This is a genomic window from Bacillus sp. GW823-FHT06A10 (assembly GCF_058795375.1).
The window spans coordinates 1,086,623-1,099,090 of sequence record NZ_JBXAHT010000001.1; the positions used below are offsets into that span (position 1 = coordinate 1,086,623).

At 31.2% G+C, this 12,468-nt stretch carries 13 protein-coding genes; all 13 read left to right on the forward strand.

What is annotated here, in order from left to right:
- The first annotated feature begins 25 nt into the window (after positions 1–25).
- From AC1Q8M_RS05640 to AC1Q8M_RS05700, 13 genes are read left to right on the forward strand one after another with little or no spacing between them, the layout of a single operon-like run.
- The gene (locus tag AC1Q8M_RS05640; RefSeq protein WP_098365898.1) at positions 26–811 is read left to right on the forward strand and encodes a glucose-1-phosphate cytidylyltransferase; all 786 of its coding nucleotides are present in this window, start codon (positions 26–28) and stop codon (positions 809–811) included.
- Positions 802–1,893 carry a CDP-glucose 4,6-dehydratase gene (gene rfbG / locus AC1Q8M_RS05645; RefSeq protein WP_041488150.1) on the forward strand — a complete coding sequence of 364 codons (1,092 nt, stop codon included), beginning with the start codon at positions 802–804 and terminating at the stop codon, positions 1,891–1,893. Before AC1Q8M_RS05640 ends, rfbG begins: the two co-directional genes overlap by 10 nt.
- Positions 1,890–3,161: a glycosyltransferase family 4 protein gene (locus AC1Q8M_RS05650; RefSeq protein ID WP_044783463.1), complete on the forward strand. Its 1,272-nt coding sequence runs from the start codon at positions 1,890–1,892 to the stop codon at positions 3,159–3,161. Before rfbG ends, AC1Q8M_RS05650 begins: the two co-directional genes overlap by 4 nt.
- Positions 3,158–4,255, forward strand: a complete 1,098-nt coding sequence (cobT, locus tag AC1Q8M_RS05655; RefSeq protein ID WP_000662058.1) for a nicotinate-nucleotide--dimethylbenzimidazole phosphoribosyltransferase — start codon at positions 3,158–3,160, stop codon at positions 4,253–4,255. Before AC1Q8M_RS05650 ends, cobT begins: the two co-directional genes overlap by 4 nt.
- A complete protein-coding gene (locus AC1Q8M_RS05660) occupies positions 4,255–4,908 on the forward strand; it encodes an HAD family hydrolase (RefSeq protein ID WP_000608988.1) in 654 nt (217 codons plus the stop codon). Before cobT ends, AC1Q8M_RS05660 begins: the two co-directional genes overlap by 1 nt.
- A 10-nt stretch (positions 4,909–4,918) precedes the next feature.
- Complete coding sequence (locus AC1Q8M_RS05665) at positions 4,919–6,382, forward strand: class I adenylate-forming enzyme family protein (protein WP_000639966.1); 1,464 nt, start codon at positions 4,919–4,921, stop codon at positions 6,380–6,382.
- A 42-nt stretch (positions 6,383–6,424) separates the two neighbouring features.
- Positions 6,425–6,706 (forward strand): acyl carrier protein, encoded by a 282-nt coding sequence (locus AC1Q8M_RS05670; protein ID WP_001091896.1) that lies wholly within the window; start codon positions 6,425–6,427, stop codon positions 6,704–6,706.
- Positions 6,707–6,735: 29 nt separating this feature from the next.
- Entirely contained in the window at positions 6,736–7,734 is a 999-nt protein-coding gene (locus tag AC1Q8M_RS05675) for an ABC transporter ATP-binding protein (RefSeq protein WP_000286890.1), read from the forward strand.
- 4 nt (positions 7,735–7,738) lie between these two features.
- Positions 7,739–8,551 (forward strand): ABC transporter permease, encoded by an 813-nt coding sequence (locus AC1Q8M_RS05680; RefSeq protein WP_000709301.1) that lies wholly within the window; start codon positions 7,739–7,741, stop codon positions 8,549–8,551.
- A gap of 1 nt (position 8,552) precedes the next feature.
- Entirely contained in the window at positions 8,553–9,338 is a 786-nt protein-coding gene (locus AC1Q8M_RS05685) for an ABC transporter permease (protein WP_001033633.1), read from the forward strand.
- Positions 9,339–9,358: 20 nt separating this feature from the next.
- Complete coding sequence (locus tag AC1Q8M_RS05690; protein ID WP_071739673.1) at positions 9,359–10,270, forward strand: glycosyltransferase family 2 protein; 912 nt, start codon at positions 9,359–9,361, stop codon at positions 10,268–10,270.
- Positions 10,271–10,300: 30 nt separating this feature from the next.
- On the forward strand, positions 10,301–11,941 hold the full coding sequence (locus tag AC1Q8M_RS05695; RefSeq protein WP_492334120.1) for a carbamoyltransferase family protein: 1,641 nt from the start codon (positions 10,301–10,303) through the stop codon (positions 11,939–11,941).
- Between the two features lie 13 nt (positions 11,942–11,954).
- The gene (locus AC1Q8M_RS05700) at positions 11,955–12,461 is read left to right on the forward strand and encodes a chorismate--pyruvate lyase family protein (RefSeq protein ID WP_000547679.1); all 507 of its coding nucleotides are present in this window, start codon (positions 11,955–11,957) and stop codon (positions 12,459–12,461) included.
- Positions 12,462–12,468 lie beyond the last annotated feature (7 nt).

Here is a 12,468-nt window from a genome sequence, read left to right on the forward strand (position 1 = left end):
AAATACATACGAAAGGATGAGATAGGTGAAAGTAGTTATTCTTTGTGGTGGTTTTGGAACGAGAATGCAATCGCATAAAGATAATATTCCTAAACCGATGATTATGATAGGGGACAAGCCAATATTATGGCACATTATGAAATACTATTCTTCATGGGGACATAATGAATTTATTTTATGTTTAGGTTATCAAGGGTGGAAAATAAAAGAGTATTTCATGAATTATAAGTTAATCAATAGTGATTTTTCAATATCTCTTAATCAGCCCAATGATATTCAATACCATAATAGATTGAGTGAGGAAGATTGGGAAATTACGATGGTAGAAACAGGTTTAGATTCAATGACAGGGAGTCGTATTAAACAAATTCAAAAGTATATTGGAGATGATTCAACCTTTATGCTTACTTATGGAGATGGAGTTTGTAATCTTAATATTAATCGTCAATTGGACTTTCATCATTCACATGGAAAAATACTAACTGTTACAGGTATTTCAAGAACAGGGCAGTATGGGGAGTTGCAATGTGACAGTGAGGGGCATGTAACAGAGTTTCAAGAAAAACCTCAAGTTGCTGATGCAAAAATTTCTGGTGGATATTTCATTTGTAACAGAGGGATTTTTGAATATCTAGACAATGATAAAGAATTAGTATTTGAAAAAGAACCGCTACAAAAATTAATGGGAAATAAACAAATGATGGTATATAACCATAGTGATTTTTGGGGAAGTATGGATACATATAAAGATCAATTAACTTTAAATCAAATGTATGAAAATATGGAGGCACCTTGGAAATTATGGAATTAACTAAAGACTTGTCTATATTTAAAGGGAAAAAGGTACTTGTTACTGGGGATACAGGATTTAAAGGTGCATGGCTTTGTATGTGGTTAGATATGTTAGGTGCAGATGTTGTCGGATATTCACTACCTCCTGATAAAAAAGATTGTCTTTACAATATATTAGGTTTAGAGGAAAGGATTTTACATATTGATGGAGACATACTAGATTTAGAACATCTAAAAGAAGTTTTCAGAAAACAAAATCCAGAATTTGTTTTTCATCTGGCTGCTCAACCACTTGTAGGAGTTTCGTATACAGAACCCAAACGCACTTTTGATGTTAATGTAATTGGTTCAGTGAATTTGTTAGAAGTTGTTCGTCACAATAAGTCGGTTAAGTCGGTAGTATATGTTACGTCTGATAAGTGCTATAAAAATAAAGAATGGTTATGGGGGTATAGGGAAAATGATGAATTAGGAGGAGGAGATCCTTATAGCGTTTCTAAAGCAGCTGCAGAGCTAATATTTACTGCATATATAGATGCTTATTTTTCTGAGGACAGTAAAATTGGTTTAGCGAGTGCGAGAACAGGAAATGTAATTGGTGGAGGAGATTGGGCGGAGGGGCGAATTATACCTGACTGTGTTAGAGCTCTTTCAGCGAAAAAAGTAATTGAATTAAGAAAGCCCTATGCTTTTAGACCTTGGCAGCATGTACTTGACGTATTGTATGGTTATTTGCTACTAAGTATAAATTTGTTTCACAACCCTAAAAAGTATAGTGGAAGTTGGAACTTTGGGCCAACTAATACTTCCATTTTACCAGTACAAAGATTAGTAGAAACGTTTATTGATAATTGGGGGAACGGGTCCTATAACTCCGAAAATTATAATGAAAATTTTTATGAATCTAATAGTCTAAGTGTTAATTCTGAAAAAGCTGTTTATCAATTAAAGTGGAATTCAAAATGGGATTTTAATCGTACAGTTAGTGAAACAGTAAACTGGTATAAAAATTTTGAAGAAGGTAAGGATGCTTATCATTTCACGTTAGAACAAATTCAGGCATATATGAAAATACATAAAGAAAGGGAAGTGAAACCTTGAAAGTATTAATTTTTTCGCGTGAGTATCCGCCTAATACAATTGGCGGAACAAGTACAGTAGCCAGATCATTGGCTGAAGGTCTAGCAAAATCAGGATATAAAGTAGGAGTAATTACAAATAATATAGAGGAAATTTTAGTAACAGAAGTAATTAATGATGTTAATATATATCGAATTAGCAATAAATCTTTATATACAGAAGAAGCTGGTATAAGTGACAATTCTCTTGTTTCTCATAGAAGATTAATGAAGGGTGTAAATCATTTCGTAAATAAGTTTGGTGCACCATCAATAATTATTTTTCCGGACTTGTTTTGTTTTCCTGAAGCTTCTATTTTAGCAAAACAGTTTGGATGCCCACTCATTAATATCCTTTTACAAGATTTTTCAAAGATGGTTCCTTACGATAGAAATGGGGTTCATCGAGTTTCAAATAATGTTGAAGCTAGAAAAGAGTTAATTCTTGAATTGGAGAGAAAAGCATTAATGCACTCTACCCATACTGTGTTTATTAGTAATGCGTTATCCGAAAGTATACATAAGCAGTATGAGGATTTATCGAGAGATAAAACAAGCGTAATTCATTTAGGAATTTATCCAGATGAACTTGCAAGAAAAGAAAATGTAAATTATAGACGAAGAAGAAGCGTTCTAGCAAAAGAGGAAGAAATTATAATTTTAGGTTGCGGTAGATTAGTACCAGTGAAAGGATTTGATTATTTAATTAAAGGATTTGCAAAAGTTTGGAGAAATTACCCAAAAGTTAAGCTCGGAATTATTGGTGTTGGACCAGAGCTAGAATATCTCAAGGAACTAACTAAAAAGTTAAATGTAAGCGATTCAGTAATTTTCTTAGGTGATATAACACGAGAGGAGGCAATTGAATACTTTCATGTAGCAGATATATGTGTAGTACCTTCATTATGGGAGTCGTTTTGTTATGTTGCTGCTGAATTTATGGCTGTAGGTAAGCCTATAATAGCCTCTTCGGTTGATTCGTTAAATGAGTTATTACGTGATAACAAAGAAGCTTTGAAATTAACTGTAAACGAAGATAAGTATGGTATACGTGAGTTAGATGAAAATGAAATTGCCTATAAGATTGAAAGATTGTTAAATAATCAAGAATTAGGTGATAGTTTAGCAAACGCGGCTAGAGAAAGAGTATCAAGGTATTTCATTAATCAACATTTTATTAATGGTGTATCAGAATTAATAGAGGAGAAACTCCATAAGAACACAGATAAAATTGCGGGGTGTTCTGAATGAAAGAGAATATTCAATCATTAAAAGAACTTATTGATAAGATAACACCTATCGATAAATATGCCGAAAGAAAATTTCACATTAGCCAAATGCGAATAGCAAAGCCATTAAAAAGTTTAGGGGCGTTAGATAAGATAGCCTATCAGATTGCAGGTGTACGAGGAATAACTCAGATAGATGATTTCAAAAAAAGTATTGTTATTTTTGCAGGTGACCATGGTATAGCATCAAAGCATGTATCATTATTTAAATCAAATGTTACGAGTAAGGTATTCAAAACGATAGCCGATGGTTTAGCACCTATTAATGTAATTGCTAAGCAGGTTGGGGCAGATATTACTTTAGTTGATTTGGGTTTGAAAGAATGTATTGATTCAGATAATTTTCTTAACTGGAAGGTTAAGGAAGGAACGAATGATATGACGAATACAGTGGCAATGAGTATATCTGAAACAATAGAGGCTATATTAAAAGGTGCTAAAGTACTAGAGACTGAAAAAAATCAAAATTCAAATATTATAGCAGTTGGGGAAATTGGTATTGGAAATACCACAGCCGCTAGCGCTATAACTTCAGTTGTTTGTAATATCTCACCAAATGATGTTGTAGGAAAAGGAACGGGTATATCGTGCGAAAAGGTTAAATATAAAACTGAAATTGTAAAAAAGAGTATAGATTATCATAATCTCAAGGTCACTGATGATCCTCTTCGTATAATTAGTTCTATTGGTGGACTGGAAATAGCTGGGGTAGTAGGGCTAATTCTGGGAGCAGCAGCACGGAAAATACCTATAATTATTGATGGATTTATAACTACAGCTGCGGCTAGTATTGCGCAATTATTATGTCCAGATATATCTAATTATCTTATTGCGTCCCATGTCTCTTCTGAACCTGGGCATAAATTCTTACTGGAAAAGATGGGGTTGTCACCATTACTTGATTTACAGATGAGATTAGGAATGGCTTCGGGAGCGGCAATTGCAACTTCATTAGTAGAAATAGCCTGCAAAGTAAGCTGTCAGACTGGACCATATATCGATATGAATATTGAACATATTGATCGAAATTTAAACTGGGGGAGTACTGAACATTAATGATTAATAAAGTATCCACAGTCATATTTGATTTAGATGGAACGTTGGTTAATAGTTGGAAAATTCATTTGGAAAGTTGTAAATATGCTTATTCAAGGGTTATGAATAAAACTTGTAGTACACTTCTAATCAAAAGATATGCTATGCCTACAGAAGAGGCTACACTTGGTTGTTTAGTAGGAGAAGAAAATAAAGAAAGAGCATTAAAATTTTATAATAAGTATTTCCTAGATAATTTGTGTGAATTATTTTTAATACCTCCAATTGATATACACAATATGTTGGAGTACCTAAAAGATAGGAAAATGAAACTAGGGATTTTTACGGGCAGATCAAGAGAAACGACTTACGCACTACTTAAATATACCGATTTAATTAAATATTTCGATGTAATTATTACTTCTAGTGATAATATACCAAGTAAACCCAATCCAGATGGATTAGCTTTAGCAATAGAGATGTTGGAGGCAAAAAAAGAAGAAAGTATATTTATTGGGGATACAGAGAGTGATTTGGATATAGGTAAGAAAGTAGATGTTTATACAATCAAAGTAGATTGGTTTACTGAAAATTTTTCAATGAATAAATCATACGAGGTAGTTACCGCTAGTACGCCAATGGATTTGAAAAATAGAATAACTTCAAAGATATGAGGGGTTTTTAGTGATATACAATCAGATCAAGAAGAACAATCCAGAACACATCGCTTTTATAAGAGACGAAAAAGAGGTTAGTTACAAAGAGTATATAGAAGAAATTGAAAAATGCCGTAGTACGATTATTAAGATTGGGTTATCTCAAAGTAAATTAGTAGGATTATGTTTAAAAGATTCATATAGATTCTCAATACTTTTCGTTTCATTATGTTCTTTGAAAATTCCAATTATACTATTGGATCCTTATACAAAAAGTGAAGAATTTCAAACTGTTATCAACATGTATAAGCCAAGTATTTTAATAACAGATACAAAAAAACTAATAGATATAGAAGATGATATGGTAATTGAAGAAAAAATGGAGTTTGAGAAGCCAATAAGACTATTTAATTTAAGAACACAAAATTTGTTCTTTAAGAAGAACAAAAGTGTTGATGAAGGGAACTTAGTTATCTTTTTATCATCGGGATCCACCAATATTCCAAAAGCTGTTTTGAAATCAGAGAAACGATTATTAAATGAAGGTTTACAACTTAAAAAAACATTAGATTTAAAAGAAGAAGAAAGAATACTGTCTATTGCACCAATATTCCATGCGTATGGTTTTGCTTTTGGGTTTATTGCACCATTAATTTCGGGTGTAACAATAACTTATTTACCCGCGTTAACTCTCGCAACAAAGATTGAGAAGGTAATTTTAGAAAGGGAAATTGAAATTTTAATTGCACTTCCAGTTCATTATGAGATGTTAGCAAGCCATTGTAAAAGTAAGTTAACAAACTTGAGATACGCTCTTACCGCAGGAGGGATATTAAACCAAGAAGTGTTAACAAAGTGTGAGGAATTAATTGGATTAAATTTAAACAATGTATACGGTATGACAGAAACAGGTGCCATTTCAATCTTACATGAAAAGTATGAAAATAAACTATATAATCAACCATCTGTTGGAAAAGTAATATCGGATACAAGTGTATTACTAAATTATTCAGATCCTGTGGAATCAAAAGGGTTACAAATTTTCGAAATACTGATCAAAAATAAAAGTATGACAATGGGTTATCTAGATGGTGAAGGTAATTTGGATTCCATTATCGATAAAAAAGAGTATTTTAAGACTGGAGATTTAGGGATATTAGATGAAAAGTGTCATCTTTATATATATGGGAAGCAAAAACTCACTATTAATGTATCCGGAAAGAAGGTAAATCCTTTAGAAGTTGAAGAGGTTATTCAAACTCATCCTGCTGTTAAAGAAGCAGTAGTAGTGGGACAAGAAGATTCAATTAGAGGAGAAATACCAGTCGCCCATATAGTTTTAAATCATCCTTCTAAGCAAGAAGAAATATTATCCCATTGCAGAAGGTATTTATCAGCATATAAGGTACCTAGAAAGATATTTTTTCAAGAAAAACTTGAGCAGACTTCAACAGGTAAGGTGAAAAGGCAAGCGTTGAAAGAGAATTTATAATCTAATTATAAAAAATAAAAGACAAAAAAGGGGTTAATAAAAATGAACACACATGTTGAGATGGAAAACATTCAAAAGGTATTAAAAAACATCATTGCTGAGGGTGTAACAGAAGGAACCGAAACTAATATTTCACCAAATGAAATCCCTAACGATAGCAATTTAATTGATTATTATAATATAGATTCAATAATGGTTTTAGAAATTTTATTGAAAATAGAACAAACATTTGAAATAGAAATTCCAGATGAAGAACTTAGTGTCGATCTTGTTAGCACAGTTGAATCTTTAACTACTTATATTATAGAAAAGTTAAATAAATAATAAGAAGAACTATGGGGGGAGGAAAAGGTGTGTATTCAATAAAAGTAAATAATCTTCAGAAAGAATATCGCTTTCATCGAAAGGAGCCTGGGTTTCTTGGTTCTATTAAATCTATGGTAAATAGAAAGTACGAGCAGAAAATAGCGGTTAATGATTTAAGTTTTAAATTAAAACAAGGAGATTTTGCTGGTTTTATTGGTCCTAATGGAGCAGGTAAAACTACAACTCTAAAAATCTTAACGGGAATTTTAACGCCCTCCCATGGTGAAGTTGAAATAATGGGATGTGTACCGTGGAAGAGAAGTTTGGAACATCGAAGACAAATATCGATTATGATGGGAAATCGAGGACAACTAATTTGGGATTTACCTCCATTGGAAACTTTTGAACTTAATAAGGAATTATATTCTATATCAAGTAAGGATTATAAAAATCGGCTTGAAGAATTATCTGGTTTATTAGAAGTTGAGCATTTGCTCAAAGTTCAAACAAGAAAATTATCTCTTGGTGAAAGAATGAAAATGGAAATGATTGCAGCTCTTCTTCATGCTCCTAAAGTTCTGTTTTTAGATGAACCAACTATAGGGTTAGATTTGTTTGCTCAAAAAAAAATTAGGGGTTTTCTCAAAGAATATAATCAACGTTATAATGCTACAATTCTGCTAACAAGTCATTATTTAGATGATATACAAGATCTTTGTGAGAAGTTAATGATATTAAATAAAGGGAATTTAGTATATAACGGTTTAACAGCAGATATAATGAAAGATTTTGATGTTAATAAGTATATATCTGTTAGTTTTAAAGAAAAAATATCCTCATCACAAATTGAACGATTAGGAGCAAAAGTTACATTGCAAGAGCAAAACAAAATGGTATTATGTGTGAATAAAAATGAAATGAAAAATGTAGCTACAATTTTATTAAATTCTTTTCCTATAGAGGACTTAACAGTAGAGAATATCTCAATAGAAGGCGTAATAGAGAAAATTTACTCAAAATCCAACAAACAGCTAATTAGGGGTTAATCACATGAAAAAAGCTATACCAATAAATGCTTATTTTAAAATTGCACAAACAAGTTGGCTTAGAGGAATAGAATATCGTTTTGGGGTATTCTATATGATTTTAGAAGCTTTTTTACCCACAGTTGCAATGTTTTTGATGTGGAAAGCTATTTATGCAAACGGAGATACAGTAGCTAATTATTCACTTAATCAATTAATAACTTATTTTATTGGTGCTCGAATAATAAACTATTTAATTTGGTATCAGGTAGATTGGGATTTGAATGAGAAAATAAATAAAGGAATATTAAGCAGTCTGTTATTGAAACCAATTGATGTTCAAGCTTACTATGTTTCTGAAATGATAGGTGATAGGTTTGTAAAGTTTTTCTTGGGTTGTATACCTTTGTCCATAATCATGCTAATTTTAAAAAAATATATTAGTATATCTTTAGATTTAAAGTCCATAATAATATTTATTATTGCAATTATAGGATCAGCGGCTCTATGGTTTCTATTGTCATGGATAATTGGCTGCTATGCATTCTGGGCACATAACCTGGTAAATATTTTATTTGTAAAGCATTTAATTATAACTATACTGTCAGGAGGATTTTTTCCGCTAGATTTGTTACCACATACAATAGTAAGGGTAATAGATTTTACACCTTTTCCATATCTAGCATTTTTTCCATTAAAAATAATTACTGGATCCGCTAGTCAAGATTATATAGTACATGGACTTATAGTCCAACTGATTTGGATAATATTATTTTTCATATTAGGGAGAGTAATTTGGAGAAAAGGGGTTAAAAATTATGTGGAAGTAGGTGGATAAAATGAATAAAATAAAGGTTTTTAAAAAAATAGCTACATTAAGTTTACAAAAGGATTTAGAATACCGAGCAAATTTTTTCGCTATGGTTGTATCAGGATTACTTTGGATTAGTGTACCATTAATATTCTTTAAAGCTATATATTTAAATGTAGAAAATATATTGGGATGGCAATGGGCCGAAATGTTAATTTTAGTAGGGACATATATGATTATTGATGCAATTATGATGTTCTTAATGATACATAATATGGGTATGCTTCAAAATGACATTATGGATGGAAGACTGGATTTATTGTTGATAAAGCCTATTGATTCTCAATTTTACGCATCATTTAGAACTTTGAATTATACCCAAATATTGAATGTAATTCCAGGGATGATAGTTGTAATTATTGGAATGAATTCAATGTCCAATGTTTTAAATTCAATTAATTTATTGGGATATTTTCTCTATTTATTTTCAGGAATGATTATTTACTACTGTATTTGGTTTATGTGGACCATTACAGCTTTTTGGTGGCCAAGTATTCAAAATAGAGAAGGAATGTTTTTAAGTACAATAATAATGGCTAGATTTCCAGATGATATTTATCAAGGCATAATAGGAATGATCTTCAAGTATATGTTCCCCATTGCTTTAGTTGCTAGCCCTGCTGCAAAAATAGTTACTGGAAAATTAGATATTGTATTGGGAATACTTACTTTTGGGATTAGTATAGTGCTTTTAATTATTACACGTTTTGTGTGGAATAGGGGATTAAAAGCGTACAATAGTTCTGGAAACTAAATAAAAGGAGTTTTATTAACATGGCAAATATCGCTGCTAGCATTGTACTAATCACAAGAAACAAGCTCGAACGTATACAGCATACTTTGAAATCGCTTTCTCTACAGAATACCAGGGGGATTCTTTTTGAAGTAGTTATTGTTAATAACGGTTCTACTGTGGATTACACGTCAGTAATAGAGTTGTATAAGGGGCAACTACATATGCAGTATACAGAAAGAGAAGCTGCATCTATTGCAAAAGCTAGGAATATAGGAATTAAAATGGCAAAAGGAGATATCATCATTTTTTTAGATGATGATATCTTATTTGGATCGCAATTTATATACGACCATATAAAACCGCATTTAGAAAGTAAAGATGAAGTCGTTGTTGTAGGTGACCGTTATAATGTATTTTTTGGGAATATAACTTCTCATAGGACAGAAACAATCATACATAATGCATTATTAAATGATATAAATCAACTAAATGGAACAGCTAGAGAAGATTTTTATGCCAAACAAACGTTTAAATTGTTTGGGTGGCATCCAAATGGAGGGCATATTGCATGGACCTGCTTTGTAACACGAAATGCCTCGGTTAGTAAAAAGTTGTTAGAAAAGGTAAATTATTTTGATGAAAAGTTCCTTGGTTGGGGGGGAGAAGATATTGAATTAGGATATCGCTTATATAATCAGAATGCTAGATTCATATATCAGAAAAACGCTAAAGTTTATCACATGGAACATCCAGTTGGTAAAAATAGAATTGAAAATTTGGCTAAAAATATGAACTATTTCTGTGAAAAATATTCTGAGCACTTAGATCCCAAATTATTTGTAAAATTTATAAATAATCAAATATCATTAGAGGAATTTTATAACTCAAATAATGCTTTAAAGCTACACATTAAAAATAGTTCACAAACCTATTTTAAAATGATTAGGTAATGAAGAACTGGAGAGTAGGAGGAAAATAAAATGAAGGTTTTAGGATTGGGTGGATCTTTACATGATTTTTCAGCATGTTTAGTTGATAATAGTGAAATTAAGGTTGCTGTAGAAGAGGAAAGGTTAGTACGGGTTAAATATGCATATAAGCTAGGTGAACGTGTTTCGAGGTGTAAGGCTGCAAAATATTGTTTAGATTCGGAAGGAATTTCTATTGATGATGTAGATTTAATAGTGGCAAATGATTATCTAACACCTGGTTATTACCTTAAATATAGAAAAAAAGTTAAGTTAATTAGTCATCATCTTAGTCATGCAGCTAGTGTATTTTATCCATCGAAATTTGAAAAATCAGCTATTTTAGTTTTAGATGGTGGAGGGAGCCAAATAAATAGTAAGAATCAAATATTTGGAGAAACAATAACATATTATTTAGGAGAAGGATCTCAGATTTCTACTTTAAAGGATATTAAAGGCGAAGTAGTAGGTGAGGATTATGAACAGGTTTATACAAATTCATTAGGATTTTTTTATGGAATAGTTACTAATAGCATAGGATTTAACTCACAGGGTTATATTGAACCTGGTAAAACAATGGGCTTAGCTCCTTATGGTACGGACAAATATGTGAAGGGATTTTATAAATTCTATAATTGTGATATAAATGGAAATTTCAATCAAAGCTTAGAGCAACAGAGAGAAATGGAACAGTACATAAATCACGTATTGGAAAATATGAAAACGCTTAAGAGATTGGAGCAAGCAAAAGCTGATTTTGCTTTTGCAGTTCAATATCATACTGAGGATATTGTAATTAAACTTTGCAATTATTTATATGAAAAAACTCAAATAAAAAACTTATGTATTTCTGGAGGTGTAGCTTTAAATAGTGTTGTAAACTATAAAGTTTTAGAGAATACTCCTTTTGAAAATGTATTTGTAATGCCTGCAACAGGTGATACCGGTACTGGAATTGGAGCGGCCCTTTATGGGTATTATGCTTTAGGAGGAAAGCATAGGAATCCCTCTAAAACAGATTTTTCTCCGTACTTAGGAAAGGAATACACTGAAATAGAAATAAAACAGTCTCTAGAACAATATAAAGAATCAATAATAGTATCAGAACCAAAAAATTTGCATAAAACGGTTGCTAGATTAATTAGTGATAAAAATATTATAGGGTGGTTTCAGGGGAAATCAGAAGTAGGTCCAAGAGCATTAGGAAATCGTAGTATATTAGCAGATCCTAGATATAATGATATGAAGGACCTTATAAATACAAGAATTAAGCATAGAGAACCGTTTCGACCATTTGCACCTGCTGTTTTAGAAGAAGAACAAGATAAATATTTTTCTATGAAAGAAAGTTCTTACTATATGTTGTTTGTTCCGAAAATCCATAATTCTAAACAAAAGGATGTACCTTCAATTACTCATATTGATGGGACTGGAAGAATGCAAACAGTATCAAAGGATATGAATCTGAATTTTCATAAATTAATTTCTGAGTTTAAAAATTTAACAGGTATTCCAATTCTTTTGAATACTTCATTTAATGATAATGGAGAACCGATAGTTGAATCACCAAATGATGCTATTAAATGCTTTTTAAATATAGATTTGGATTATTTAGTAATCGGAAAGTATTTAATTCAAAAAAATAAAAATTAGGAGAGAATGCCGTGTGCATATAAAAGAATACGAACTAAGTAGTTATGGGCGACTAGTGACATATACTAAATCTTCGATGACTGAATTACTAGAAATATACCATAATACTATTATAAAAGTGAATTTAATACGGCAGAATACAGATCTGCCTATACTAAAAGTATTTAATACAAAATTACCTGATTATTTCCTAGTTAGAGAAGCAACTTTAGAAAGTGAAGAAACAGGCGAAATATTCTTATATGCCATTTCTATTGTATTTATAGAAAAGTTTCAAAAAGAAGTTATGGAAGATTTGATAAAAGGGGTTGAGCCAATCGGAAAAATTTTAGATAAGTATAAGCTAGATACCAGTAGGAAAATTGAAAATGTAAATATATATCAAGAAGAGGGGATGGCTAAACATCTTCAAATAGGGTGTGAAGACAAAATTTTAGGGAAAACCTATACTATTAACAGTGAAAAAGAACCACTGTTTCTAATTTCTGAATTTTTCCCTTTAAAAAAACTAATTGAATAGGAGAAAA

Coding starts and splice junctions, on each gene's coding strand:
- rfbG (WP_041488150.1), top strand. CDS start 802: ATGGAATTAACTAAAGACTTGTCTATATTTAAAGGGAAAAAGGTACTT.
- AC1Q8M_RS05695 (WP_492334120.1), top strand. CDS start 10,301: ATGAAGGTTTTAGGATTGGGTGGATCTTTACATGATTTTTCAGCATGT.
- AC1Q8M_RS05660 (WP_000608988.1), top strand. CDS start 4,255: ATGATTAATAAAGTATCCACAGTCATATTTGATTTAGATGGAACGTTG.
- AC1Q8M_RS05670 (WP_001091896.1), top strand. CDS start 6,425: ATGAACACACATGTTGAGATGGAAAACATTCAAAAGGTATTAAAAAAC.
- AC1Q8M_RS05690 (WP_071739673.1), top strand. CDS start 9,359: ATGGCAAATATCGCTGCTAGCATTGTACTAATCACAAGAAACAAGCTC.
- cobT (WP_000662058.1), top strand. CDS start 3,158: ATGAAAGAGAATATTCAATCATTAAAAGAACTTATTGATAAGATAACA.
- AC1Q8M_RS05680 (WP_000709301.1), top strand. CDS start 7,739: ATGAAAAAAGCTATACCAATAAATGCTTATTTTAAAATTGCACAAACA.
- AC1Q8M_RS05685 (WP_001033633.1), top strand. CDS start 8,553: ATGAATAAAATAAAGGTTTTTAAAAAAATAGCTACATTAAGTTTACAA.